Source organism: Vibrio sp. MACH09 (genome assembly GCF_033238805.1).
GTDB lineage: Bacteria > Pseudomonadota > Gammaproteobacteria > Enterobacterales > Vibrionaceae > Vibrio.
This window is the reverse complement of sequence record NZ_BSFZ01000002.1, coordinates 1,033,594-1,058,545: the sequence shown is the minus strand read 5'-3', so window position 1 is coordinate 1,058,545 and position 24,952 is coordinate 1,033,594. Positions and strand designations below refer to the sequence as shown.

The 24,952-nt window shown below is 40.9% G+C and carries 28 protein-coding genes and 1 pseudogene; 7 read left to right on the top strand and 22 right to left on the bottom strand.

Annotated elements, in window-relative coordinates; genetic code table 11:
- Nucleotides 1-49: 49 nt before the first annotated feature.
- The 5 genes and pseudogenes from CHJ_RS20045 to CHJ_RS20025 all read left to right on the top strand — a co-directional run.
- A complete protein-coding gene (locus tag CHJ_RS20045; RefSeq protein ID WP_171753929.1) occupies nt 50-394 on the top strand; it encodes a YajD family HNH nuclease in 345 nt (114 codons plus the stop codon).
- Nucleotides 395-409: 15 nt separating this feature from the next.
- The gene (locus CHJ_RS20040; RefSeq protein WP_317919220.1) at nt 410-1,300 is read left to right on the top strand and encodes a LysR substrate-binding domain-containing protein; all 891 of its coding nucleotides are present in this window, start codon (nt 410-412) and stop codon (nt 1,298-1,300) included.
- A 189-nt stretch (nt 1,301-1,489) separates the two neighbouring features.
- On the top strand, nt 1,490-2,458 hold the full coding sequence (locus CHJ_RS20035) for a DUF2860 domain-containing protein (RefSeq protein ID WP_317918771.1): 969 nt from the start codon (nt 1,490-1,492) through the stop codon (nt 2,456-2,458).
- 450 nt (nt 2,459-2,908) lie between these two features.
- On the top strand, nt 2,909-3,055 hold the full coding sequence (locus tag CHJ_RS20030; RefSeq protein ID WP_171753923.1) for a hypothetical protein: 147 nt from the start codon (nt 2,909-2,911) through the stop codon (nt 3,053-3,055).
- Nucleotides 3,056-3,135: 80 nt separating this feature from the next.
- Nucleotides 3,136-3,287, top strand: a pseudogene (locus tag CHJ_RS20025) (IS110 family transposase); the annotation flags it as partial.
- A 22-nt stretch (nt 3,288-3,309) separates the two neighbouring features.
- Here CHJ_RS20025 and CHJ_RS20020 read toward each other — a convergent pair.
- The 7 genes from CHJ_RS20020 to CHJ_RS19990 form a co-directional block, all read right to left on the bottom strand.
- Complete coding sequence (locus CHJ_RS20020) at nt 3,310-3,603, bottom strand: hypothetical protein (RefSeq protein WP_317918770.1); 294 nt, start codon at nt 3,601-3,603, stop codon at nt 3,310-3,312.
- 27 nt (nt 3,604-3,630) lie between these two features.
- Nucleotides 3,631-4,032 carry a hypothetical protein gene (locus CHJ_RS20015; protein WP_317918769.1) on the bottom strand — a complete coding sequence of 134 codons (402 nt, stop codon included), beginning with the start codon at nt 4,030-4,032 and terminating at the stop codon, nt 3,631-3,633.
- A 131-nt stretch (nt 4,033-4,163) separates the two neighbouring features.
- On the bottom strand, nt 4,164-4,790 hold the full coding sequence (locus CHJ_RS20010) for a hypothetical protein (protein WP_317918768.1): 627 nt from the start codon (nt 4,788-4,790) through the stop codon (nt 4,164-4,166).
- A gap of 794 nt (nt 4,791-5,584) precedes the next feature.
- Nucleotides 5,585-6,328: a hypothetical protein gene (locus CHJ_RS20005; RefSeq protein WP_317918767.1), complete on the bottom strand. Its 744-nt coding sequence runs from the start codon at nt 6,326-6,328 to the stop codon at nt 5,585-5,587.
- Between the two features lie 514 nt (nt 6,329-6,842).
- Nucleotides 6,843-7,094 carry a hypothetical protein gene (locus CHJ_RS20000; RefSeq protein WP_171753922.1) on the bottom strand — a complete coding sequence of 84 codons (252 nt, stop codon included), beginning with the start codon at nt 7,092-7,094 and terminating at the stop codon, nt 6,843-6,845.
- A gap of 24 nt (nt 7,095-7,118) precedes the next feature.
- On the bottom strand, nt 7,119-7,628 hold the full coding sequence (locus CHJ_RS19995) for a hypothetical protein (RefSeq protein WP_317918766.1): 510 nt from the start codon (nt 7,626-7,628) through the stop codon (nt 7,119-7,121).
- Nucleotides 7,628-8,572, bottom strand: coding sequence for a LysR family transcriptional regulator (locus tag CHJ_RS19990; RefSeq protein ID WP_317918765.1), 945 nt, complete (start codon nt 8,570-8,572; stop codon nt 7,628-7,630). The genes CHJ_RS19995 and CHJ_RS19990 overlap by 1 nt, the downstream gene beginning before the upstream one ends.
- A gap of 131 nt (nt 8,573-8,703) precedes the next feature.
- Between CHJ_RS19990 and CHJ_RS19985 the strand changes: the two genes are divergently transcribed.
- Nucleotides 8,704-9,345: an NAD(P)-dependent oxidoreductase gene (locus tag CHJ_RS19985; RefSeq protein ID WP_317918764.1), complete on the top strand. Its 642-nt coding sequence runs from the start codon at nt 8,704-8,706 to the stop codon at nt 9,343-9,345.
- 311 nt (nt 9,346-9,656) lie between these two features.
- Here the strand turns inward: CHJ_RS19985 and CHJ_RS19980 are convergent, their stop codons facing one another.
- The 6 genes from CHJ_RS19980 to CHJ_RS19955 form a co-directional block, all read right to left on the bottom strand.
- The gene (locus CHJ_RS19980) at nt 9,657-10,424 is read right to left on the bottom strand and encodes an FRG domain-containing protein (protein WP_317918763.1); all 768 of its coding nucleotides are present in this window, start codon (nt 10,422-10,424) and stop codon (nt 9,657-9,659) included.
- Between the two features lie 143 nt (nt 10,425-10,567).
- A complete protein-coding gene (locus tag CHJ_RS19975; RefSeq protein ID WP_317918762.1) occupies nt 10,568-11,008 on the bottom strand; it encodes a hypothetical protein in 441 nt (146 codons plus the stop codon).
- A gap of 107 nt (nt 11,009-11,115) precedes the next feature.
- Nucleotides 11,116-11,382 carry a hypothetical protein gene (locus tag CHJ_RS19970; RefSeq protein ID WP_317918761.1) on the bottom strand — a complete coding sequence of 89 codons (267 nt, stop codon included), beginning with the start codon at nt 11,380-11,382 and terminating at the stop codon, nt 11,116-11,118.
- 116 nt (nt 11,383-11,498) lie between these two features.
- Nucleotides 11,499-11,975, bottom strand: coding sequence for a hypothetical protein (locus CHJ_RS19965; protein WP_317918760.1), 477 nt, complete (start codon nt 11,973-11,975; stop codon nt 11,499-11,501).
- Nucleotides 11,976-12,009: 34 nt separating this feature from the next.
- Complete coding sequence (locus tag CHJ_RS19960) at nt 12,010-12,312, bottom strand: hypothetical protein (protein ID WP_317918759.1); 303 nt, start codon at nt 12,310-12,312, stop codon at nt 12,010-12,012.
- Nucleotides 12,313-12,584: 272 nt separating this feature from the next.
- Entirely contained in the window at nt 12,585-13,118 is a 534-nt protein-coding gene (locus CHJ_RS19955) for a hypothetical protein (protein ID WP_317918758.1), read from the bottom strand.
- A gap of 690 nt (nt 13,119-13,808) precedes the next feature.
- Here CHJ_RS19955 and CHJ_RS19950 point away from each other — a divergent pair.
- Nucleotides 13,809-13,955 (top strand): hypothetical protein, encoded by a 147-nt coding sequence (locus CHJ_RS19950; protein WP_317918757.1) that lies wholly within the window; start codon nt 13,809-13,811, stop codon nt 13,953-13,955.
- A gap of 154 nt (nt 13,956-14,109) precedes the next feature.
- Here the strand turns inward: CHJ_RS19950 and CHJ_RS19945 are convergent, their stop codons facing one another.
- The 9 genes from CHJ_RS19945 to CHJ_RS19905 form a co-directional block, all read right to left on the bottom strand.
- Nucleotides 14,110-14,532 (bottom strand): hypothetical protein, encoded by a 423-nt coding sequence (locus CHJ_RS19945; protein WP_317918756.1) that lies wholly within the window; start codon nt 14,530-14,532, stop codon nt 14,110-14,112.
- A 253-nt stretch (nt 14,533-14,785) separates the two neighbouring features.
- Nucleotides 14,786-16,225 (bottom strand): glyceraldehyde-3-phosphate dehydrogenase, encoded by a 1,440-nt coding sequence (locus tag CHJ_RS19940; protein ID WP_171751776.1) that lies wholly within the window; start codon nt 16,223-16,225, stop codon nt 14,786-14,788.
- A 543-nt stretch (nt 16,226-16,768) separates the two neighbouring features.
- The gene (locus tag CHJ_RS19935; RefSeq protein ID WP_171751775.1) at nt 16,769-18,364 is read right to left on the bottom strand and encodes an ABC-F family ATPase; all 1,596 of its coding nucleotides are present in this window, start codon (nt 18,362-18,364) and stop codon (nt 16,769-16,771) included.
- 223 nt (nt 18,365-18,587) lie between these two features.
- On the bottom strand, nt 18,588-19,790 hold the full coding sequence (locus tag CHJ_RS19930; RefSeq protein ID WP_171751774.1) for a DEAD/DEAH box helicase: 1,203 nt from the start codon (nt 19,788-19,790) through the stop codon (nt 18,588-18,590).
- A gap of 245 nt (nt 19,791-20,035) precedes the next feature.
- Nucleotides 20,036-20,797 carry an adenosylcobinamide-GDP ribazoletransferase gene (locus tag CHJ_RS19925; protein ID WP_317918755.1) on the bottom strand — a complete coding sequence of 254 codons (762 nt, stop codon included), beginning with the start codon at nt 20,795-20,797 and terminating at the stop codon, nt 20,036-20,038.
- 12 nt (nt 20,798-20,809) lie between these two features.
- Nucleotides 20,810-21,415, bottom strand: coding sequence for a histidine phosphatase family protein (locus tag CHJ_RS19920; RefSeq protein WP_317918754.1), 606 nt, complete (start codon nt 21,413-21,415; stop codon nt 20,810-20,812).
- On the bottom strand, nt 21,397-21,990 hold the full coding sequence (locus CHJ_RS19915) for a histidine phosphatase family protein (RefSeq protein ID WP_317918753.1): 594 nt from the start codon (nt 21,988-21,990) through the stop codon (nt 21,397-21,399). Before CHJ_RS19915 ends, CHJ_RS19920 begins: the two co-directional genes overlap by 19 nt.
- Nucleotides 21,987-23,336, bottom strand: coding sequence for a cobyrinate a,c-diamide synthase (locus CHJ_RS19910; RefSeq protein WP_317918752.1), 1,350 nt, complete (start codon nt 23,334-23,336; stop codon nt 21,987-21,989). Before CHJ_RS19910 ends, CHJ_RS19915 begins: the two co-directional genes overlap by 4 nt.
- Nucleotides 23,326-24,786 (bottom strand): cobyric acid synthase, encoded by a 1,461-nt coding sequence (locus CHJ_RS19905; RefSeq protein ID WP_317919219.1) that lies wholly within the window; start codon nt 24,784-24,786, stop codon nt 23,326-23,328. Before CHJ_RS19905 ends, CHJ_RS19910 begins: the two co-directional genes overlap by 11 nt.
- Between the last annotated feature and the right edge of the window lie 166 nt (nt 24,787-24,952).

The following is a 24,952-nucleotide window of genomic DNA, read 5'->3' as shown; positions in this document are numbered from 1 at the left end:
GATAGTATTTTGCCAGTTAATCGTCAACGTAACATTTGAGGAAAATCCCATGGCATCAGATTATTATGGCACTAGCGCCGCCTATGGCCGCCAAGAACAAGGCTACCGAGAAAAAGCGTTAAAACTGTACCCTTGGGTATGCGGAAGTTGTGCTCGAGAATTTGTATACTCTAACTTACGTGAATTAACGGTTCATCATAAAGATCATGATCATACCAACAACCCAGAAGATGGCAGCAATTGGGAACTATTATGTTTGTACTGCCATGACCACGAGCACTCCAAATACACTGAACATGATCAATACGGTTCTGAAATAGTACCGGGAGAAGATAATCATCAGGGTGCTACACACAACCCATTCGCTGATTTAGCCAATATGCTAAAGAAATAGCACTGCAAAGGTTGCCTGTTGAACATCTCGCTCAAACAGTTAAATGTATTTTTTTCCATTACTCAGCACGGAAGTCTCACTTGCGCGGCAAACGCCTTGTGTTTATCAAAGTCTGCGGTGAGCATGGCCTTATCTGAGTTGGAAAAACAGCTTGGGACTGCGCTGTTTGATCGTGTCAATAATCGATTAATTCTTAATCACGAAGGTAGAACGTTATTACCCTTGGCTGATGAACTAATCGCTCGTGCAAATGAAATAAGCACACTGTTCACAGAAGGGAGCTCCTCTCTCTCGTCCCTACGGATAGGAGCCAGCGAAACCATAGGCAATCAAGTCGCCCCATACCTATTAGGAGACTTGGCCAAACAAGCTCCGGATAAACTGCATCGACTGTTTATTTCCAATAGCGCCGCAATCTGTGAAAAGCTGCTCGATTATGAACTTGATGCTGGTCTTATTGAAGGTACAACGACCCACCCAGAGTTAATATCTCAAGTATTTAGCGGCGATGAGATGGCTATTATTGCCGCCTCGTCATCTCCATTAGCAGATGGAAAGAAAGTCTCTATTTCTCAGTTAAATAATCAACCGTGGGTACTTCGAGAACCGGGGTCTGGAACACGTGAGTTCTTCTTACACTCTATTGCACCAAACCTAACCGATTGGCACGAGTCGGTGGAACTCAACACCACAGAAGCGATTATAAATTCTGTATCTGTTGGGTTAGGCTTCGCCTGTTTATCTCAACTTGCTGTTGGCTCGGCAATCGCGGACGGAAGAGTCAAAGCCATTCAACTCGATGTGGAAATGAAGCGACAATTCTACTTGGTTTACCATAAACAGAAATACTTGAACCCTCAGCTTAGTCGGCTTATTTCACACTGCCTCCCTCAAGTGACCGTATGAGACAGACTTTAATGTACGAAAAGAAGATCCGAATTTCACAATGGCGCCCTATTACTAATGATCATTGCATCACTTTTCACCCTGTTGCCAACTATTGACAAATTAACCATTAAAATTCCATATCATTTACTCTACATTCACCTCATCTAAGAGAAACTATTCACCTCGGTCAACTAACAGAGAAATTACATGAAAAATATCTATCTATTAGCCGCAGGCATTATCCTTAGCAGCTCTGCCTATGCGGAGTTAGGAGAAGAAGGTTTAAGCGGTGAAGTCAGTATGCTTACTGGATATGGCAGCGGTAAGAACAACCTAAGTACAGAAAATGAGACGGCTAAACAAAATAGCCAAGCTAAATCCAACTCTGATTTAGGTTTTTCAGCATTAGGGCAGTTACGTTACACCTTTGGTGATGACAATGATCATCAACTCTATTTTGGTAACGCTCGTAGCGATATTATCGAAGGTATATTTGCTTTAGAGCTTGGCTATTCCTTTGAACTAGCAGATGAATCGGTGCTCTCTTTTGGTTACTTGCCGACGGTTATTAAAGGTGAAGTGTGGGAAGACCCGTATAAATTTACCGGCAAACGCAAAAAAAGTGATATTTCAGGCAACACCTACCGTTTCCAATATGAGTACATGTTCGGCTCTCCTATCTCTATGGATTTTGCCTATTACAATCAAGATATTAAAAATGAAAAGTCCGCTAGCCATTTAACTGCAGCACAGCAGAAAGTGATGCAGCGTGACGGTAAAGGTTACTACCTATCTTTATCCAGTGAACTTCCTATAAGTGAAGAGTCATTTTTCTCTCCAAGCGTTTCGTACCATAATTTTGATGCCGATGGCAAAGCGATGTCCTTTGACGAATATGGCCTATCTCTAACCTATCTAAGGCAGTTCGACCAACACGCTATGTCCTTTAACATAGATTATGCGCATAAAAAGTTTGCGTCATTAAATCCTGTTTTTTCTAAAACACAAAAGGACAACAGCATCAGCGTCAATATGGGTTATGAATATCAGGAAGTATTTGGTTGGGAAGATTGGGGATTCAATGCGCTAGTTGGCTACGATAAAACAAATTCAAACATTACTTTTTACGACAAAAGTGAATACATGGTTGGTGTTGGTTTAACCTATATGTTCTAGAGCCTGCTAAGTAACTCTTTATTTAAAATACTGCATGTTTCAGAGGCTATGAACAAAAACATAGCCTCTGATGCGCTGCCTGTCCTTTTAAGTAGTAAAAACACTAAACCTATCGCAAACCATCAGTCAGTTATTGACATAGAAACTCAATAAAACATATGCTTACCCCGCACTGGCAAAATCCAGTGTCGGGATTAGTACCCTGCTTTTTAACCATCGGCATGTAAATGCCAGCTTTATGCTGGTTTTTTTATATGCGGCTTTGTCACACCTGAACACGGTGAATTTGTCTAACTAATGGACAATAAACTGAATTATGGTGGACTGAGCGAGGCAACTTCGGTTGACCGTGTCGATGGTGCGGTAGTACTAACCTTGTTCAGTTCACCACCCTTTGATTAGTACCTTTGAGTGGTGATATAAGCTAGAAATGAACCATCGGAGGTCACCATGGCCCATCAAAACGAACCTGATTTCTATCTGCAAGTCGAAGACTTTATCCTTAACGCAAACTGCGATAACACCCCGATTGATAACGAGATACGTGTTTTTCTGCTGACATTGCTTAACCAGTTTAAGCATCTGGATGAAGAATAATAGATAAAAGACAGGCACCATTGTCAGGTGCCTGTTCCTGTTGCCCGTCCTAAAGTGGGTATCCGTGTTGACTGTGACGTAACTACGCCTCTAAGGCAACTTACACAAGACTTGTAGCAGCAGGAAGGTCCAAAAGATCGCTATCACTGTATGTATTCGCAAGATGGTAGTGATCTCAAATACGATGTTAAGAAATGGCGTCATGTGGAACAAAAACATTGCGAAAAATTAATTATTAACGCCATAGTCATTGGTTAGGGAGCGATTACATTTAGTTGCTTGTACTCACGTAAGTTCAAAAATGTTTGCTTGATCTTTTGTTGCTTTAAAAACATTAAGTCTTTCTCAAGTGCTTTATTATGAAACAGAAAAGCATTTTCTTCATTGATATGAACCGCATCAGACAGCAATGCCATTACAGTCTTTGAATCGTGATTAAGTAAAGTTACAAAGTAATACTCGAAAAAACTAAAAACAGCAGACAAAGCGGACTTTGCATCACTACTAAACCAAAACATTGAAGAGCGATCAATGCCAGTGCCTTTCATTGGGTTCGCCTCAAAATGCAAACCCACCTATCTAAAGTCACCTTCCATATCATTTACAGAAAACTCTAAAGGTATTTTAACTTTTTTGGGGTGTACAAAAGAGTCTCGTACTCTTTTTAATTCAGAAACTCTCTGAAATTCTACACGTGACCTATCTATATGTTTGTTTTCGCTAATCTGCGCGAATAAATCTAACTTCGCAAATGCGGTCGTCTTTTCAAGATCGTTGATAAAATTACCTGAACTCTTAAGTGAGTACAAACAGCAATTAGCCGCTGACTCTAATGACAAAGTTGAGTACAAAATAGATGATCTGGCGAACCTCTGACTTTCATACGGGTCATCAGTTTCAATAGACATCTTATAAAAGTGAATCGCATCAGAGATTAACTGTACAAATGACTGCTCTGATAAATGAGGATATGACATATTTCTCCTAGCTCCCTAGCGCCAAATTAACTAACAGGACAGGCACAATAAACTTGTTTATTAAGGTGGCTGTCCCTGTTGTTTCGTTGTTTTTTGTTTCAGAGCGGGAATCCAATTATCTTGTTATGCAGTCATTCCTGCCAGTAACGTAATTCTTCTTTTTTGTATTGCCCTAAAACAAAATACATTTTATCCAGTGCTACGCAAACTTCAAATGATAGTACGGTAGATACTTTAAGTAACGTTGCAGTGTAATTGTGCTCGTAAGGGTATGTGCCATTTGTAGCTAACCCATTCAAACTTGGATAGATGGCCCCCCAAACATTGAAGAATTTAGGGTTCTTAATTGCAAAATCTTTAACTAGAGTTCGCACATAATTGCTCTCAAGTTCTGACTCGGATATTTGGTTGAACTGCCTGAGTGAATTAATTAAATGCTGGTCGTTTTGGCTATCAACAGTTAAGTAATAATCTAGCCTTTCAATATAAAAGTTAACTTCTTCGACAGTCTTACGAATATATTCAAGATCATGTTGAAAAGTATCCATTACAAACTGTTGCCTAACTTGTGAGAACAGTATGATAAACGCAAAAAGAGCAATCAAAGGTGAATAGATACCCGATAAAGCAGAACCCATCTCTGCCCATTTCGAGTGATCTTCCCAAATACCCAAACCAAATTGATAAGCATAAACTGCGACTGGCAGCACTAGAACCAAAATGACCAGTGTCCCGATTAAATAATGCCTAGACTTCATTTATTGAATCCTCTGAGACTGCAAACGAATGATATGAGCACCCTTTACCCGAGCCACAGCGTGCCATATTTAACTATGAGTACGCTTATAAACTGGAGGTTACTATGTCTACCATTCAAACTATTGGCGTTGATCTTGCCAAGAATGTATTCAGTTTTCATAGCGTAGATGCATATTAAACTAACAGTAAACTAAAGACAAAATGTCCAAATAACACATTTCTAAATCGTCGCATATCAATCTAATTTAATATAACCTATCACAAAATCATATATAAAACATTGTGATAGCGATTTATTGATTTGAAACACAACGAGGACATGCATCTTAAAAAAGATTCAAACCAGCCAGTTCTCATCTGCTCAGTTATAAGCAGGTTAATATACTTTTTCTATCATTTAGTTGAAACATATTGTGATTATTAAGGTAGCTGTTATGCAAAGGTGGCTGTCCTTGTTGTTCCTAGATGCGTGTCCCTGTTAATAGCAAGGACAGCGGTTATAGAAACCATGTAGCTATGCAAAGGTGGCTGTCCTTGTTGTTCCTAGATGCGTATCCCTGTTAATAGCAAGGACAGCGGTTATAGAAACCATGTAGCTGTTGAGGAGGATAAGACGTCAATTTGAATCTCATTGGGGCGCGGCATAGTACCTATGCCACATAGACGCCAGATATATGTCGCAAGACCGTGAACCACTGTTGAGCCCTGTAGTTATGGACAGAGCATATGGAAAAGCGCAACCAATTACAAAGAAACCTTGCATCAAGCGAGGTGACCATATATGTCCTTATTGTTAGAGAATAAGCGCCTCTGGTAGCAAAGGAACATCAAAGTGAATTGGCATACCTATAGATCTGGCAAAAACCACTAAACCTATTCCCCAAATACATAGTACCTCATGTTTTGTCCCTTTAAAGATTCCTTGCCCAGAACATAATTTTATATGGCCTGATATGATGCTCGATAGCTGTGTTTCTAAAGCATCAACATCCTTATTATAGATAGCCTCCAATGCTGCCGCATATCCAGAAAAGTTCTTGTTACTCGGCTTACTTACTTCTTTCTTTAGTAGTCTAATCCTATCAACAGCGTCACTTGAGCCTAAAACTGTTTCCTTAAGCGCATACCCTAGAGCTCTATCAAAAGGATGGTCAAATTCATTTTCTATATCAACTCTACCACCAACAACTTTAGCTATCGAATTAGCTAGTGCAATATCACCAGAGGCTAAGGAATTGAAAAGAGTTTGATACAACAGCATTGAAACAAATGACTTTGAAATTGGCTCTCCTGCATCAAAACGCTTTACTATATCGAATTTAACTGCTGAGGACTCTCGTAAAAGCTGCCTAAAGATTCTAGCGTCTGAATGCACACCATAATGAAAAATAGCTATTCGCTCAAGTGAACCTGCCAATGTATTAGAAAGTCGACCATTGTAGTCATTCTCTTTATTATCAGCATTTTCGCGTATTCGAGGTAGATCTTCTAATGACTCATCTAACAAAATAGATAACATACTTAATAATTTACTCATTTTCCATTTTCCGGTAATCCATCGATCCAGAGCTGAAGAAGCACAGCGAGGACATGCATCTAAAAAAAGATTCAAGCCAACCCGTTCTCATCTGCTCGGTTATAAGTAGGTTAATATACTTTTTCTATCATTTAGTTGAAACATATTGAAAAACAACAATTTTATGCGAATTCATTGTATAGAGGTGCTCAGCTAATGCTGTGATTGGAGTTTCTATTAAGATGGTTGTCCCCGTTGTTCTGTTGACCTTTTCATTTTTATAAGGAATATTATGCAACTCATAATGATAGCAAAGTGACTCGCACACACCCGGTTAACCTTTACAGACTGATACAAATCAAACTAACAGGACAGGCACAATAAACTTGTTTATAAAGTGGCTGTCCCTGTTGTTTGTTGTTGTAATACTGATTTACCCTGATATTTAGGGGCATCGAGGAGGTGATTTGGGGACGGATTTTGTATAGGTGGTGAGCCTGATCTGGTAGGGGATCAGGCTGCGTAGCAATTCAATTCAACTACCCCAAAAATACATCAAATCTTCGATCATTTCCCTCTCACCTTCAGTAAAAGTAGTGTAGTCAGCCTTAGCCTTTCTATACGACATAAGCTTTTGGTGTAAACCTCGCATCGGGAAAGTTTTTCTATCTCTCGCATCTTCAAGGAGCTCTAAAAACTCTTGCAACACTACTTTATCTTTGACGACACGACTGATAAATTTTGAAAAATCATCAATTGCTAAGTTATATGGGTAATCTTTAATCAACCTCACCCCTTAATAACATTGACGTTACAATTGTCTGCCCGTTTGGCCTAAAACATCAAGGAAAATAGATATATTTTTCTTACGCAACAAATTGCTCTTGTGCTCAATGGCATAACATTCTCCATACTCAAGTTCACCAACAACCTTCATTGCTTTATCAAATTCATTAAGCCTCAGTATTTGCAACATAAAATCAGGAGAAGCGACATTTTTATCAAAAACTGCGGATAAGCTATTACCAAGCGCAAACTTCCTAAATTGATCAACTAGAACAATAAAAAACTTCTTCTCTCGGCCACATGCATAAATAAAGTCTCCCCAAGCAGTTGTAGCAAGTAGTAATGGTTTATCTTTTATTAGCCAAGACCAACTTCTTAAAAAAGAGTCATCAAAACCTTCATCAACAACCGTGATAAGACCCGAACTATATTGCCCAGATTTCATTTTCGTCCATGGTTCAGCCTTAGTAAAAGCACTAAATTTTGGTTTCAGGAACTCATTTTGACTGGTTAACTTATATTTATCTACAAACACTAATCACCTGCGTTATTTGTTATGTTTATTAAGGTGGCTGTCCCTGTTGTTGCTTCACCACTTAATCTGGCTTTCCTTTCCGTTAAGTAGTTATGAAGAAATCGCACGAAAATACGTACCCTCTCTGTGGCAAAAACATCAGGATGACTCAATATCCAACATGGAGAGCTTTTAAGCGGTTGCTGCCCTTTCACCCTAACTAGATCCTCTTCATTATCACCGACAAAACAAAATAAGATGGAAAAACCTAATCCGTGTTTAATCGCTTGTACATGAGAAACAGGATCATAAATGCGATGCTTTACACTGCAGTTCCGAAATGGCGTCTTATTGTGCCACTTATCCATTTCCTTACCATTAGCAATCCATCCAACCCATTGAGCTGTGGGAGATTGTCCGGTAAATCTATGCTCTTTCGTGTATTTCTCTGTCGCATAAACTGCACTGGCTAAGTCTGGTAATCTGCGTCCGATTAAATGATCATCCGGTTGCTTCTGTACTCTGATAGCAACATCGGCATCATGCCGGCTTAAATTACTTAGTTGATAACTGGAATCAATTTGAAGATCAATTTCAGGGTAAAGCAGGGAGAACTCCTTCACACATGGCATCAGCAAGTGTTGAACAATCTGAGGGATAGCAGTGATACGAATGACTCCAGCCAGAGTCGAATCTTTTCCAAACACCTCTCGCTGCATACTGAGGATCTCAGTTTCCACCCGTTCTGCCCGCTCAACCATAGCCTCACCCGTTTCAGTGAGAATAAAACCGTTCTGATGGCGCAAAAACAGTTTTCTCTCCATCTGATCTTCCATCGCCTGAAGCCTGCGAGATATCGTTGAATGACTTACCTCCATTATACGGGCAGCTGAGCGAACTGAGCGCCCTCGATAAATAGCCAGAAAAACACGTAGGTCATCCCACTCAAATTGATTTGTTGCCACATCTGACTCCTATTTCTACTGGTGCATTAATGGAACAGCGGCTTTCAATTGTAGCTAGTTACATTGCAGATGTGAACCAAATATAATTTTGTCATCAGCTAAGTAATTGAAGAGATGAATAAGGAGAAAGTATGAAGATCGCGCTATTCGGAGCAACCGGCATGTTAGGAAGAAAAATTGTAGCATCAGCCCTCGAGCAAAAAATTGAAGTCAGAGTACTGGTTCGTAGCCCGGACAAACTAGGTGAACTCAGTGACAAACTAGAGATCGTCGCCGGCGATTACTTTTCTCCTCAAGATCAGGCAAAAACCCTAGAAGGGGTCGATTTAGTAATCAGCACAATCGGACCACCATCTGTACGAAAAGGGGGGCCTAAGGCAGAGCAGTTTGGTGAGGCAATGACGTCACTCATCAATGAAATGAATGCCAAAGGAATAACCCGAATTGTTAATGTAGCGGGTGCAAGTGCTTCATATACGGGAGAAAAAATTACGATTTCCCGTCATATTATGCGCTGGTTAATGAAGTTAACTGTACCGGAAATAACGCCGGCTAAAGAACTTGAGATTACTTTGTTGCGCTCTTCGGGGCTTGCTTATACCACTTTTCGACCACCAATGATTACTAATAATCTGGCGGGCAGTATTCAGTTTTCAAATACTAAAACTATGGGGATGAAAGTCGATACCGCTCAGTTAGCAGATCTTATGTTGGACGTACTGGATAAGCCTGACTGGCACAATAAATTGCCCTTCGTAGCTACCAGCAGTTAACAGGTATTCAGTGTCAAATAAAATAGAAGACGCTTATGCAAAAATGCCAGAGGCACTAACCTCTGGCATTTTCAATTAAAGCTTCAATAGAGATATCTGCTTACTTATAAGATTCCGAGCACAACGCGCACAACGAAGCTTAACGAGGACATGCATCTTAAATATTAAGATGGCTGCCCTTGTCGTTCCGCATAAATATCCTCATAAAATCAACTAGATAGCAGGAATTTTATATACTAGAAAAATTATATTAGTTTTTTCATGAGGTGCCTGTCCGCGTTGTCCTGTTAAATTGCTTGTTAGCAGTAATTTTATGGGTGATTCGATAGATCTTGAATATTGGGTTTTAGCCCAACGCTGAACCTTGTGCTTACTTCGTTAAAGTGAGCCTTACACACAGACTCAACAGATGGAGCTAGTTGCATCATCGTAACCCCCATTAGAGCCAAGTCACGTATAGCGAAAGTACGCTCACCTACTGGGATTTCATATTTCGTTAGGTAGCTCTGACCATCAAATTCATTGTTTTTTATATGGTCTTCAACATCTACGCAATTGGTATACATAAACAATCCTTGTTGTAGCATTTGCTTATGATTTCCACGGATAGTAGGTGTTAGCACGCTAACGTGCTCTTTTTCATGTTTGTAGTCATAAATTTGCGTAAACTCTGTCGTCCAATCAGCTGCATTAAACTCGTAGATTGATATAAACTCGGCACTAGGGTCAAAGTGATTCACGCCATCAAAAGCAAAGAATGCAGCGATATAAGGTGAATAAGACCAGTCTAATAATGGGGTGGGATAACCGTTGTGCTGAAGGAATGCGATAAATTGAGCCATATCAGCAGGCTTCGTTAAATCTCTTCTAGTGCCATCCCATGCTTCTACTCTTTCCTGAACATGAGGAACTACAAGCTCAAAGTATGTAATTAGATCTTGAAGCCTATTAGCAAGTCCAGTTCTGTGCAAAGAAGTGGTAAGCTTCCAATTTGAATCCGATTGCCCACGATAGATGCTCTTTCCACTAAGCAAGTTATCGCTCACTCTATTCTTATATTCATTCCAACTTAATCGCATATGTTCCTCATTGCTGCTAGCGCCATATTAAGTAGTAAGCAACGCTACCACCTAACCTAAACCATTGTGCCGTGAACACTAAAGCTGATTCAAACCAAAAGTGCCAAGCGTTGCGAATCTGCTTAAATTTATTGTTATACGAATTATGGTGCTACTGTAGGAGACATGATAGTTATGATTTCCACAGTATCATTATTTGCAGAGTGTTGAATGTGCAGGACATGATTTTCGTAATCGTATCGCTCCCAGCAACCAACCGGTTTACCCATAAATGATTTCGTCACCGTATTTTGAATATAATCTGGCTTACCAAGTATGCTAAGTACCATTTCGCGAGATGTCTGTTGTTTAATGCCAATAAACTCACTATAGCCTTTATCCATATACAGGAAAATGGTTTCCACAGAGTCTTCTGTATTGAGTAACATCTGCCAAGTTTCATCCTTGGAAGCAATATAATACTCCTGCTCATCATTATTCTCTGAGGAGTCATATACTTCTAGTCTTTCGCTACAGTCAACAAGCGCTTTGATCTGATTATATTTTTGACCTAGTAACTCTAATGGCTGCACGATTCCCTCCATTCGTATAACGCCGCATTAAGGTGTGAGCGGCGCTTGGCTATACTTGAGCGAAGCGAAACAGCCAAGCGTTGCGAATCACTCTTAAATGCTTTGTTATGTAACAACTATCACCGTGACAAATGTTTAGCAATATCCATACATTCATCTTTTGAAATGCTAGACAACAGCATTAAGTCATATAATGCAACACCAACACCTTGTACCAGCGCTCTACTTGGGACGACATCAGTGATACCTGGCGTATGTTGATCTTTAATAATCATGATACCACTTTGCTCCATGGCATATATTTCTTGCAGCAATACTACTTGTTTAAATGTTGTCTTTATGTTTCTATAATTGCCTTGTCTTAAATTATATTCTTGCTTATTCATGAATATATTTATTAGACAAAGTTGGCTATAACTTAGCTGCTCTGCTATATGTATCAAGCGATTTGATTGATGTTTATCAATATCATCTCTGAAGCAAACATTCGCAAACAAGTTTCCTAAATAGATCGATTTCTTTTCTTCATGCGTGTTTTTAGATGCAAGTAAACACCCCTCAAACACCTCTTCAGCGTCACTTCTAACATCTCCGGAAAAAAGTCGTCGTTCCTAATTTTCTTACCCATACTTTTGGATAGCTCAATTATAGTGATCGCCTGCTGTGCAGTTGCACCAACTCTAACTTCTTCTCGGTTAGAGAGCGTTCTGTTTGCCACTTCAGTTAAAGTTTGGCTTACAACCGTTCCGACAACACCAAAAGCAGCTGCACTAAGAGGACCACCGGCATAGAATCCAATAGCAGCACCTATCGCAGAGCCCGTTAGTTCTGTGCCTTTATCTACTATTTTTTTTACTTTATCGTTGATTTCCATCGCTTTCTTCTTTGTTACATAACGCCCAGTTAAGCGGCTGCTAACACCACGAAACTCAATCTGGCCACAGTAAACACTGCGGCAAACCGGAACCAAAAGCGCCACAGGTTAGCAGTCCGACTTTAATTGATTGTTATGTTTAACGGCTAACCTGTTCGATCAGTTCACCTTCTGGGCTGAATTTTTTGTAACCAGAAGAAGCTGAAAATGATTTTGGGGTCGACATGTGGTGCCAAGCTTCATATCGAGCCACTACGTTTCCCTCTTTATCTTTCTCTACAAAAGAATAGTCATCGTCATCTCGCATGTGACGAGTGTTATTTGAATAACCCGTGAGTTCTAATGTGTTATCGCTTGAAATGCCGAATACCTTTCGGTACTCATTAGCACGATCAGCGTTCCATTGCTCAGAACCAGTTACATATTTCGGATCAATTGTCATACTACACCTAATAACATCTTATTTTATAAAGGGTTATTGATTTTGCTCCTTTCCCCTTTCTTATGCAACACGTTTTCTTGCTATACATAACGCCCTGTTAAGGTGTGAGCAACGCAATACCGATGCCACCGCAGACTACCTTAAACACAAAACGCAACGCATAGCAAAAATGCCAAGCGTTGCGAATCACTCTTAAACAGATTGTTATAAGCCTTTGGTTCAATAAATAAAGAACAAGCGATAGGCTTCATTTATGTTTTAATTACTAATAATCAATCATATTTTGTAGACAGCATTAAGAATGTATCACCATCACTACCACTTATGTGGGAAAATATTAGTGACATGCCATCTGTGGTATCGACTCTGAAAGGAAATGATGTCATCTGTAAATCCGTTCCTGTGCCAACTTTAAACTTATGCCTTAGATAGCGGATAAACTCACTTCGTGAGTCTCTGTCTCTAATTCTCGATATACTTGTCTGACACTTTCTATACTCATCTTTCGCTCTAACAAAAACAGCTATGTCAGTGTCATCATCAATACCTATGAACATTTTTTCATTTTCTAAGCTATCTTCGTCAAAATCATAGTTACCAAATTCATTGGCTTTTTTAGCTGCTTTATCAAAGGTAGGAGATGTACTTAGACAAACTTCATAAAAAGCTTTAATTGCAATATGAGTATTCTCTACCTCAAGTGCTGACATAGGTTGGTTAAGTGGTGGAGAGCTTGGGGTACTCTTACATCCAAGTGTAAATATCGAAATCCCTAATGCACAAGTAAAAAACAAGCTACGCTTCATTATTTCTAGTTCCTTTTAATAATGATTAATTTCGTATTTAGATCTGGCTTATAACAATTCTTATACGACAAAATGTCCAAATAACACATTTCTAAATCGTCACATATCAAACCAATTTAATACAACCTATCACAAAATCATATATAAAACATTATGATAGCGATCTATTGATTTAAAGGTAGTAGTAAAAAAGAGACGGTCGCTTTAGAAAATGGACATTAGCTGAACTCTACTTTTCCTGTGTATATAAACAACTAGGGTTGCTTAATGAAAAGTTTGCTTTTTAAGATGGATGTCCTTGTTAGCTTTTCTGATGCGTGGCCTGTCCTTTTAAGTAGTAAAAACACTAAACCTATCGCAAACCATCAGTCAGTTATTGACATAGAAACTCAATAAAACATATGCTTACCCCGCACTGGCAAAATCCAGTGCCGGGATTAGTACACCGTCTTATTGTATAGGCGCATAACACCAGCATTTTTAGCTGGTCTTTTTATGTGCGGCTTCAGCACACCTAAAGAAAGTAGAGTTGTTGATTTTAAGACAGCTAACTGAATTATGGTGAGCTGGATAGGGGCGCTTCGGCGCGCCGGTTCCTATACGACGGTAGTACTAACCCTATTCAGTTCACCACCCTAAGATTAGTACCTCTGGGCGGTGATATAACTTATTACCGTATAGGAGGTCACGATGGCCCATCAAAACGAACCTGATTTCTATCTGCAAGTTGAAGACTTTATCCTTAACGCAAACTGCGATAACACCCCAATTGATAACGAAATACGTGTTTTTCTGCTGACATTGCTTAACCAGTTTAAGCATAAGGATGAAGAGTAACAGATAAAAGATAGGCACCATTTTCAGGTGCCTGTCTTCATGACTATTTTAATAAATTCAATTGGATACCAAAAATTTCAAATGCTAGAAAAAATTATATTATTTTTTTCATGAGATGCCTGTCCTTGTTGTCCGCAATTATCTTGTTATAACTCTATTTGTTGATGTAGTCACAATCTTCAGACTTACCAGAACCAGACATACGGAATATATAATCTAAATTCATGTTTGAAGTATTGCGGTAGTATTTCACATCAAAGCCATTTTCCTTATCACCTCTTACAAAATACCCGCTAACAAAAGAGTCTGTAATATTCGATGTTTCAAATACTCCATCGGTAACTGGCTCAAACAAGTTAAGAACCGCGACTTGGTGAGTAACTTTGTCAAAGACTAAAGCCTTGTATGACACAGACTTCTTGTATTCTCCATCTTTGCTTTTTAGATCTTCATAAGAGCAATGAAAGTAACCCGTCTCTTGCAGAATTGATTCAAATTCAGCTTTTGCAATTTCTCGCTTAGAAGTACACCCAAATAGGTTGAAGGTTACCAACAATAAAACTACCGTTTTTTTCATATTACTTTCCTAGAGCTATAACAATTCATATACGACAAAATGTCCAAATAACACATTTCCAAATCGTCACATATCAATCTAATTTAATATAACCTATCACAAAATCATATATAAAACATTGTGATAGCGATTTATTGATTTGACGGTAGTAGAGAAAAGAGACGCTAGAAAAAACGCCCAACTAATTTTTTAGTTGGGCGACACTATAAAGGATGCAAACCTATAGTAATAAAAGGTGTTGTGGAGTTTTTATCTAATTTTTTGGATACGTTTCGTAACGCACATCCATCATCTGTTCCATACAGTGAACAACCTGACAGCTGTAACCAAATTCATTGTCATACCAGATATATAAAACACAACGATTGTCTTGAGCAATCGTTGCTGCGCCATCAACCACACCCGCATAGCGAGAGCCCACTAAATCACTGGAGACAATTTCGGTTGAATCGGTGTAATCGATCTGAGCGGAAAGAGGAGAATTCAATGCCATCTCGCGTAAGTAAGCATTTAGCTCTTCTTTATCGGTTCCTTTTTGCAAGTTCAAGTTAGCCACAGCCATTGAAACATTTGGTGTAGGGACACGAATAGAGTTACCTGTTAACTTACCCGCTAACTCAGGCAGTGCTTTGGCAACCGCTTTTGCCGCTCCCGTAGAGGTAAGAACCATGTTTAGTGAGGCACTTCGGCCTCGACGCTCACCGCTATGGAAGTTATCTATCAAATTCTGATCATTGGTGAATGAATGCACGGTTTCAATATGGCCAGACAGAACACCATACTTATCATTCACGGCTTTAAGTACTGGAGTAATGGCATTTGTGGTACAGCTTGCCGCAGAAATAATCGTATCTTCTGCTTTAATGACATCTTGGTTTACGCCAAACACGACGTTCTTAATATCGCCTTTACCCGGAGCAGTAAGCAAGGCTTTAGCCGCACCATTGCAGGCGATATGTTTGCCTAAGCCTTCACTATCACGCCATACACCGGTGTTATCCACCACTAGAGCGTTATTAATACCGTATGCAGTGTAGTCCACATCTTCTGGGCTATTGGCGTATATGATTTGAATGTAATTGCCGTTGGCGATTATCGCTTTACGCTCGTTATCTATAATGATGCTGCCATTAAACTGGCCATGCACAGAGTCTCTACGCAGCAAGCTGGCTCGTTTTTCTAGATCGCCTTCTTTACCACCTCGAACGACAATAGCTCTTAAACGCAGCGGGTAACCGGGGCCACTTTTCTCTACTAATAAGCGAGTAAGCAATCGACCGATTCGGCCAAAGCCGTATAGGACAACATCTTTTGGTTGGACCACTGATGCGCCTGTTGTCGCGTCTGCTAATGCGGTTTGTAAAAAGTCTTTAATGCCACTTTCATCTTCATGCTGTTGCCAATACTGATGTGCCAGTTGACCAATATCCACTCGGCAAGCAGACAGTTCCGTCATCTCAGTTAAAGCAGCGATCAATGGTGATGTTTGATCTAAAGAGAGAGGGGTACCAGTATAGTGACGCGCTAAACGGTGAGTTTTGATCACGTCTATCACATAGGCGTTCACCAAGGTTTTACCAAATAGCAGTACTTCTACTCCATTTTGGCGGTAAAGTTGGCGAATCATAGGGGTTGTTGCTTCCGCAATCGTTTGGCTGGTTTGCCAGTCTAGAAGATGTTTCTCTGGACTCATTTTTGGACCTTTTGCAATATGGGTAGGCATTGCGACAAGTGGTTTGTAGCAGCCTTAGGGGTTAGGGTGACATTTTTGTAATTTTTATGTGGCGGGATTGTAAATGCGAAACACTTAATCTGCTAGCAAAAAAAACTCTCAGACAAAAATCCATTAACTTGTTAATTACTCGTTAATAGTGCGATTTAACCAAGGAAAAGCCTGTTTTATAGGGGTTACAGCAGTGTTGACAACTCGTGAAGTAAGCCACTTATTTTGCGACAATAACTTTCTAGCACGCACTTTCATTGTAAGGCGTTGAATAATGAGAACAGTCTAGCGTGACAGACATCAAATAAATGCTTAGAAAATAGCGTTTGACCATTCGCTGATTGGCAAAAAATGGATAAAAAAATTGCGAATAGCTAAACCGAGAAGAATTAACCTCCACAACAGCGGTATGATTTCTAAGGTTGCAGATATAGTGACTAAAGTAGTATAGAGAGGAGAACTTTGGTTCTAGCAGGCAAATCCTTGCTAGAACCAAAAATACTGCAGATTAACTTAGCCTGTTAAGCCTTGTTTTGCTAAATACTCATCGTAGCTTCCATGGAAATCCGCGACACCATCAGCAGTTAGCTCAATAATACGTGTTGCAATAGAGGAGACAAATTGACGGTCATGAGAGACAAAGAACAAGGTTCCTTTGTAGTTCTCTAACGCTAAGTTTAGCGCCTCAATGGATTCCATATCCATGTGGTTGGTTGGCTCATCCATTAGGAGAATATTAGGTCTTTGCATGATCAATTTACCAATCAGCATTCTTCCTTGTTCTCCACCAGAGATAACTTTAACGGATTTTTTTATGTCATTCTGTGAAAATAGCATACGACCAAGAATGCCACGAACCACTTGTTCGTCATCACCCTCTTTTTTCCACTGTCCCATCCAGTCGAGCAAATTCATATCTTCAGCAAAATCTGACGCGTGATCCTGAGCATAAAAGCCTAAGTTACTATTTTCAGACCACTTAACTAAGCCACTCATTGGCTCCATTTCACCAGCTAAGGTATTAAGCAGGGTGGATTTACCAATACCGTTTTCACCGATGATAGCAATACGCTCACCCACTTCGACCATCAGCTCTACGCCATTGATCAAAATGTTTTCACCGTAACCTTGCTTCAGCCCTTCCACTTCTAATGCGTTGCGGAACAACTCTTTCTCTTGATCAAAACGAATGAATGGAGACTGACGACTTGATGGTTTAACTTCGTCTAACTGAATTTTATCCAGCTGCTTTTGACGAGACGTCGCTTGCTTCGCTTTTGAGGCATTGGCAGAGAAACGGCTCACAAAGGTTTGCAGTTCTGCCATTTGGGCTTTTTTCTTGGCATTGTCAGCATGTAGACGGTCACGCGCTTGTTCTGCCGCAATCATGTATTCATCGTAGTTACCGTGGAAAAGACGTAACTCACCGTAATCTAAGTCCGCCATATGCGTACATACGGAGTTTAAGAAGTGACGGTCGTGTGAAATAATGATCATGGTGCAGTTGCGAGCAAGAAGAGTCTCTTCTAGCCAAGCGATGGTGTGCATGTCCAAGTTGTTGGTAGGTTCATCAAGTAGCATGATATCAGGTTCAGCAAATAGCACTTGAGCCAGAAGAACACGTACTTTTAAACCGGGAGCCACTTCGCTCATTAGGCCAAAATGCTGCTGTTCTGGAATGCCTAAGCCAAGCAATAGCTCTCCTGCTCTCGCTTCTGCGGAATAGCCATCCATTTCGGCAAACTCTGTTTCTAGATCGCCTACTCTCATTCCATCTTCATCAGACATCTCAGGTAGAGAGTAGATATGATCACGCTCTTCTTTGATTTTCCAAAGCTCTTTATGACCCATGATGACCGTATCAACCACGGTATACTCTTCAAATGCAAATTGATCCTGACCTAGCTTCGCCATACGTTCATTTGGATCAATCGATACGGTTCCTGCAGATTGTTCCAGCTCAGAACCCAGTATTTTCATGAAAGTGGATTTACCACAACCATTAGCACCAATTAAGCCGTAACGGTTGCCATTACCAAATTTAATAGAGATATTTTCGAATAATGGCTTGTCGCCAAATTGCATAGCAATGTTTGCAGTTGTTAGCACGATAGGTTCCAAAATGTAATCATAAACAGACAAAAAAGCTGGTCTAAAACCAGCTTTTCAAATTTCCCGCGATAGTAACAGCTTTCGTGAGCAGCATCACTATTTATTATGGTGATAACGTTACAGAAAATCTCCACATCACTGGCTATTCGCCTTAAGCGAACTACCTTGACGGTGCTCTCTCACCCTAAAATAGCCGTGTACTAACAACGATAGCTATTTACTATGATGGATCTTGGTTATCTAGGCGTTTGTGCTTAGGTACGTAATTCAGGATAGAGATAGGCACCTCTTTTTTCGGCGTAAAACCTTCAATGGTTTCTCGATCAATTAAATGACCTAATCGACTCTCGATCATGCATAGGTTTTTAAAGTTGTCTTTCGATACTAAAGATAAAGCTTCACCGGATGCTCCTGCACGGCCGGTTCGACCAATTCGATGTACATATTCATCCGCTGGGAAAGGAAGGTCGTAATTAATCACGCATGGTAAGTCATCGATATCGATACCACGCGCCGCAACACCTGTCGCAACTAGGTACTTAACCTTACCAGATTTAAACTCTTCTAGTACTCTTGCTCGAGACGCCTGATTTCGGCCACTATGAAAAGCTTCAGCTTGAATACCGCGCTTTTCTAATTGGGAAACTAACTTAGCGGCACCATGTTTAGTCTCAATAAAAATCAGCGCCTGCGCCCAACGTTCTTCCAGTAAAATATGACTTAACAGTGCAGATTTCTTATCTTTATCCACCGTGACAAGCCACTGTTTTATCGACGCTTTCGATGCGCTGTGTTTGGTTATGGCAATCTCGGTAGCGTCATCAATTGCAGTACGAGCAAGCTCACGCACAGGGTTAGATAAGGTTGCAGAGAAGAGTAAGTTCTGAATATCCTTAGGCAGTCTAGAGATGATTTTATTGATGTCTTCAATAAAGCCCATATCTAGCATTCGGTCAGCTTCATCCAGTACTAATATCTCTGCTTCTTCAAAATGGACCGCATGTTGCCCATAAAGATCAATCAGTCGCCCAGGAGTCGCGACTAAGATATCAATGCCTTCAATAAGCTTTTGTTTTTGAGGTTGGTAATCTACCCCACCATACATAGCGAGTGATTGAATATCTAAATGCTTACCATAACGCGTAATGCTGTCGTTAACCTGAATGGCCAACTCACGAGTTGGAACCAAAATTAATGCACGAAAACGCTTCTTTTTCTGTGTCTTTCCTTGGCTAAGTTTTTGCAATATAGGCAACACAAAGCTAGCGGTTTTACCCGTACCTGTTTGTGCAGCAGCAATAAGATTTTCACCACGCAACACCACTGGAATCGCTTTGTTTTGAATATTCGTTGGCGTGTCATAACCTTGGTCGGCTATCGCTTTTAGGATCGGTTCGCTAAGTCCAAATTTGCTAAATGGCATGGGGATTCTCAATTTAATGGGTCACGAAATAACGGCTAGTTATCTATGGGGTTGCTGTTGGGCGCTAGTTTAAGGAGTTTAGCAGTAAAAGCCATACATGAATTGCTGTTTTTTTCTTACCAATAACAAGCAAGCGCTATGTGAATGAACACAGAGCGCTATATAGATGAAAACAGAATTGCCTAGAGCGACTTATCAAGCTGTAACGAGAAGCAATAGGCTACCTTGTTGCGAGTGCGGTTCGACTACAAAAGCACAAATAACATCAAGTAGCAGACTATCTCACTCATCTGTTGAATCGCCCCTAACGCATCGCCAGTGTAACCACCAACTTGACGCATTAGCCATTTACTACAAATCCAACGGAATAACAGTAACGAAATAATGAGCAACACGGACGTTTTAGCACTGGTGAAAACAACCAACACCAGTAGAGCTATCATCAATAAATAGGCTAAGTCGCTGCTGCTGTTTGGGCTCTTGGCTATTTTTAACTTCGAATCTTCTGTTTGTCGAACATAACCGTGGCTAAATATAAAGCTGACTGCTAAAGATCGGCTCAGTACATGAGCAACAATAAGAGCAACAACCACATGAGAAAGAGAGCTAAGAATCGAAAACTTAAGCAGTAGCAGAAGGATCATTCCGACGGCACCGTAAGCGCCAACTCTGGAGTCCTTCATTATTTCCAGTTTACGCTCAGGCGTGAAGCCTCCGCCAAAACCATCACAGGTATCCGCGAAGCCATCTTCATGAAATGCTCCAGTGATATAAACACTGAAGATCATTGACAGAACAACGGCAACTTCCGTCGGCCAAATGACGGAAGAAACGACAAAAACTACGGATGTAAGCAGTGCGACAACAAAGCCAACAAGGCCACAGTATTTATATGATTCGTTTTTTCTCTCTTCGCTATAAGGGACAGACATAGAAATTGGGATGCGAGTGAAGATAGATAACGACAGCAAGAACACTTGCCACTCACGTAATAGAAAACGGTTCATAAATCCTCTTAATCAAGTTAGCGGCCATTGCCATTCTGGCCAGTCTTTACCATTTTCATCATGATAAACAGATAAATTGACTAATGCAGCATACGGAATGTTAACTCGCTGCAAATAATGTTCAGATTTAGGCATTTGCATGATTTGTCTAAACAACTGTTTTATCACTCCCCCGTGGGTTACCAATAACACTCTTTTGCCTTTATGATCAGCCAATAGTTTCTGCCACGCATGGTGAATACGCAGATCATAGGCCTCGAGAGTTTCGCCGTTGGGAGGTGTACAGTGCCATGGATCGCTCCAAAACTGGCTCAACGCCTGTTGATCTTGCTGCCAGATGACCTGTTTTTCTTTGCCATCCCAGTCACCAAAATTTATCTCTTTCCACTTTTCATCTTCTACTACCGAAACATCGTGCTGCTGAGCAAATTGATAAGCAAAATCAGCGCAACGTTTCAGTGGCGAGGTAACAACGCTCTCTATCTCAGTTAAGTCTCTTACTGAGTGGTGCATCTGCTCAAAGCCTTTATCCGTTAGAGCAAAGTCGGTGTGACCACGAAAACAGTGCTCACCAAGAGGAAGGCCATGCCTTAACAAAGTTACGTAAGTAGTTGACATTTCTCACCTTCATTTCTATCAGCTTCTTGCCAAGCAAGTTCAATGGGTGTGATGTTTTCAACAATTCCGCTACCTTTTATCCAGCTAGGTAGATGATAAAGCATGTTTTGAAACGCCCTTAGCCATTCGCCATGGCTAACAATTACGACATCCGTTCGGGCATCTTGGCAGCGCAATGTATCCATAAAGGACTTAACTCTCTGTTCAAAGTCTTGCTCTTTTTCTACTTGATAAACTCCAGTCATATGATGAGAGTAACGGCGTTGGTATGCGGCCCACTCACGATATAGCTCAATATCTTGATCAATAACACACCCTTCTAATATACCAAATCGCCGCTCGCGCAAGCGGCAATCGACCACTACTCGCCCTTGAAATTTGTTCGCGAGAATAGTGGCAGTACTACAAGCTCTGCCGAGATCACTGGTATAAATTATGGGGTGCTGGAGGTTGGCTATATCGATATTTTCCGTCTCTTTACGAGCTTGTGCTGTCAGGGGACTATCCATCCATCCTTGAATACGATTTTGCAGATTCCATTCAGTTTGTCCATGCCGGACTAATATCACTCTCATTTTATCGGTATTTCGCCTTTAAATAGCTGGCTGGTTAAATTAGGGTTAGAGGGAAAATACCAGTGAATATAAGAAGCTACCAGCTTTTTGTACTGCCAGACGGGATCGGTTTGTCGTCCGCGCTGTGTCACAGGGGTACAAAGCACGGATTGTGTGGACTCAGTTTTTGAATAATGAAATGTGTGTCCTCTAAACATCTCTCCTGCTGCAAACTCGGCTTCAACTAAACCTAACGCCGCTAATGATGATTGCATCTGAGAGTGAGCATCAAGTATTCCACACAGTTCTGCGGCATCTTCATTAAGGTTTTTAAGAGACTTATTGAGATAAAGCATACCACCACATTCGGCCAGTAGTGGCTTGTCACTCTCGACATGGTCGATCAACTGCTGTTTTAATATTTTATTTTCCGTTAATTCTTGGATAAACAGCTCTGGATACCCACCCGGCAAATAGATAGCATCACACGGTGGTAATTTGTCACCTTTGATTGGAGAGAAGTACTCGATCTGCGCACCTAACTTATTCAACAGATCAATATTGGCCTGATAGATAAAACTAAATGCGGTGTCTTTTGCAATGGCGATTTTCGTTCCAGCGAGCTGGCGTTCGCTCTCATCATTTTCATCGTCAAGAGTAAAGCTTATCGGCTCAGGCAGAGGTATATCACTATTTTCTGCTATCAATGCCGCAGCTAGATTGAGTTTATCGTCTAAATCTTCTATCTCTTGGGCTTGAACTAACCCCAAATGTCTTTCAGGAAGCGAAAGCTGCATTTTTTTTGGCAGATAACCACAAAACGCCAACTCTTCAGGTAAGGCTTCTTTAAGCATCTCAGCGTGGGTAGAGGAACCAACACGGTTCGCCACGACACCATGCATTTTTATGTCTGAACGAAAGTTAGCTAACCCATACGCAATGGCGCCAAAAGTTTGTGCCATTGAACCTGCATCAATGACGGCTAAAACGGGAATACCAAGAGTCGCGGCAATGTCAGCACTTGAACACTTGCCATCAAACATCCCCATCACCCCTTCAATCAGGATTAAATCCGCATCTTGCGCCGCTTCGGCGACTAACTTCTTACAATGAGACTCGCCACACATCCAGAAATCAAGCTGATAAACGTCGTGACCAGAGGCAAAAGAAAGAAAGTTGGGGTCGATAAAATCGGGGCCTGTTTTGAACACGCGAACTTTTTTACCTTGCAGAGTAAAGTGTCTAGCTAGCGCTGCGACAACGGTTGTTTTACCACTGCCTGAGCTTGGTGCAGCCACAACAAGTGCCGGGCAAGCGACCGTATTATGAGCCGTCATATTTTTGCTCTCACTGACTTTACTTATCATGCTGATCCCATTGACTAAAGTTCGGCCATAGTTTATCCAAGTCCAAATGTTGCTCTATTGCATCCGCTACTCGGTTAATACCCTCTTCACGCATCTGTTCAAAGTTACAACCTGTCGCATCAGCCAAACCAGCCCAACGCAGTATCGCTGCACAAGCAGGTTCCGACTCGAAAATACCATGCAGATAACAACCAAACACCAAGCCGTCATCGCTAACACAACCATCTAAACCAGACTCCAAAGCTAATGGAGCACTATGGCTAATGCCTTTAGTCACACCCGCATGAATCTCGTAACCAAACACGTCAACTTTCTCTTGTTCTGGAAGTTGCAATGTTCCACTGGCGCGTCGCAACTGTTTATCATCTTTTAGCTCGGTCTCTATCGGTAAGTAACCCAAGCCAACACTCTCTCCTGCGGGCCCTTCAATCGCCAATGGATCAGATAGCAATTCACCAAGCATTTGATAGCCACCGCAAATTCCCATGACTTTTCCGCCGAAGCGAAGATGCCTAGCGATCTGTTTATCCCACCCTTGCTGTCGAATAAAATCCAGATCGCTTCTGACGCTTTTTGAACCCGGTAAGATAATAAGATCAGCAGAGGGTAATGGCTGGTTCTTTCCGACAAAAATCAGGTCAACATTTGGATGCATACGCAGGGGATCAAAGTCAGTATGGTTACTGATTCTTTGCACCACAGGAACCACCACTTTTAATTGCGGCTCATCACTGCTTAATTGACTAACATTGATGGCATCTTCTGCCTCTAACATTAAACCGTGTAAATAAGGCAGCACACCGATAACAGGCTTTCCGGTCTTATTTTCTAACCATTCTAATCCGGACTCAAGCAAGGCAATATCGCCGCGGAAGCGGTTAATAACAAAACCGGCAATGCGGTTCTGCTCTGATTCACTCAATAACGCTAATGTGCCGTATAAGTGTGCAAAGACACCACCTTTATCAATATCAGCAACAATAATGACCGGTACATCGGCTTCTTCAGCAAATCCCATGTTAGCAATATCGTGCTCTCGTAAATTGATCTCTGCCGGGCTACCTGCCCCTTCTATCATTACTGCTTGGTAGTTCTCTTTTAGTCGGTCAAATGACTCAATAACATAACGCATTACTTTTGGTTTAAACTCATGGTAGGTCTGGGCGTCCATATCGGTTAACGCTTTACCATGCACAATTACCTGAGCACCAATATCGGTGTTTGGTTTTAGCAAAATAGGGTTCATATCTGTTGTCGGTTCAATACCACAAGCATAGGCCTGAACAGCTTGAGCTCGTCCAATTTCACCACCGTCAATCGTTACAGCACTATTCAGTGCCATATTCTGTGGCTTAAATGGCGCAACCTTGATGTTTTTTCGCGCTAAAACTCGACATAGACCAGCAGTAAGCACACTCTTACCCGCATCAGATGTTGTGCCCTGAATCATTAAATAATTATTTTTTTCAAACACTTAAAACCACCAAAGTTGATTGCAAATCGTGTATTTGCGAGAGTTAGAATTAAACAAGAGAGAGGTTTTCAACGCTATCTATCCAGCTCAGAAACCAAAATTTAGTACTCAGTCGGTACATAACCGTATGAGTACAATTCTA

What these genes read in the sequence shown, in the direction of transcription:
- CHJ_RS20045 (WP_171753929.1), top strand. Translation starts at nt 50, where the DNA reads ATGGCATCAGATTATTATGGCACTAGCGCCGCCTATGGCCGCCAAGAA.
- CHJ_RS20035 (WP_317918771.1), top strand. Translation starts at nt 1,490, where the DNA reads ATGAAAAATATCTATCTATTAGCCGCAGGCATTATCCTTAGCAGCTCT.
- CHJ_RS20030 (WP_171753923.1), top strand. Translation starts at nt 2,909, where the DNA reads ATGGCCCATCAAAACGAACCTGATTTCTATCTGCAAGTCGAAGACTTT.
- CHJ_RS20020 (WP_317918770.1), bottom strand. Translation starts at nt 3,603, where the DNA reads ATGAAAGGCACTGGCATTGATCGCTCTTCAATGTTTTGGTTTAGTAGT.
- CHJ_RS20015 (WP_317918769.1), bottom strand. Translation starts at nt 4,032, where the DNA reads ATGTCATATCCTCATTTATCAGAGCAGTCATTTGTACAGTTAATCTCT.
- CHJ_RS20010 (WP_317918768.1), bottom strand. Translation starts at nt 4,790, where the DNA reads ATGAAGTCTAGGCATTATTTAATCGGGACACTGGTCATTTTGGTTCTA.
- CHJ_RS20005 (WP_317918767.1), bottom strand. Translation starts at nt 6,328, where the DNA reads ATGAGTAAATTATTAAGTATGTTATCTATTTTGTTAGATGAGTCATTA.
- CHJ_RS19985 (WP_317918764.1), top strand. Translation starts at nt 8,704, where the DNA reads ATGAAGATCGCGCTATTCGGAGCAACCGGCATGTTAGGAAGAAAAATT.
- CHJ_RS19980 (WP_317918763.1), bottom strand. Translation starts at nt 10,424, where the DNA reads ATGCGATTAAGTTGGAATGAATATAAGAATAGAGTGAGCGATAACTTG.
- CHJ_RS19975 (WP_317918762.1), bottom strand. Translation starts at nt 11,008, where the DNA reads ATGGAGGGAATCGTGCAGCCATTAGAGTTACTAGGTCAAAAATATAAT.
- CHJ_RS19970 (WP_317918761.1), bottom strand. Translation starts at nt 11,382, where the DNA reads ATGAATAAGCAAGAATATAATTTAAGACAAGGCAATTATAGAAACATA.
- CHJ_RS19960 (WP_317918759.1), bottom strand. Translation starts at nt 12,312, where the DNA reads ATGACAATTGATCCGAAATATGTAACTGGTTCTGAGCAATGGAACGCT.
- CHJ_RS19955 (WP_317918758.1), bottom strand. Translation starts at nt 13,118, where the DNA reads ATGAAGCGTAGCTTGTTTTTTACTTGTGCATTAGGGATTTCGATATTT.
- CHJ_RS19950 (WP_317918757.1), top strand. Translation starts at nt 13,809, where the DNA reads ATGGCCCATCAAAACGAACCTGATTTCTATCTGCAAGTTGAAGACTTT.
- CHJ_RS19945 (WP_317918756.1), bottom strand. Translation starts at nt 14,532, where the DNA reads ATGAAAAAAACGGTAGTTTTATTGTTGGTAACCTTCAACCTATTTGGG.
- CHJ_RS19940 (WP_171751776.1), bottom strand. Translation starts at nt 16,225, where the DNA reads ATGAGTCCAGAGAAACATCTTCTAGACTGGCAAACCAGCCAAACGATT.
- CHJ_RS19930 (WP_171751774.1), bottom strand. Translation starts at nt 19,790, where the DNA reads ATGCCATTTAGCAAATTTGGACTTAGCGAACCGATCCTAAAAGCGATA.
- CHJ_RS19925 (WP_317918755.1), bottom strand. Translation starts at nt 20,797, where the DNA reads ATGAACCGTTTTCTATTACGTGAGTGGCAAGTGTTCTTGCTGTCGTTA.
- CHJ_RS19920 (WP_317918754.1), bottom strand. Translation starts at nt 21,415, where the DNA reads ATGTCAACTACTTACGTAACTTTGTTAAGGCATGGCCTTCCTCTTGGT.
- CHJ_RS19915 (WP_317918753.1), bottom strand. Translation starts at nt 21,990, where the DNA reads ATGAGAGTGATATTAGTCCGGCATGGACAAACTGAATGGAATCTGCAA.
- CHJ_RS19910 (WP_317918752.1), bottom strand. Translation starts at nt 23,336, where the DNA reads ATGATAAGTAAAGTCAGTGAGAGCAAAAATATGACGGCTCATAATACG.
- CHJ_RS19905 (WP_317919219.1), bottom strand. Translation starts at nt 24,786, where the DNA reads ATGATTCAGGGCACAACATCTGATGCGGGTAAGAGTGTGCTTACTGCT.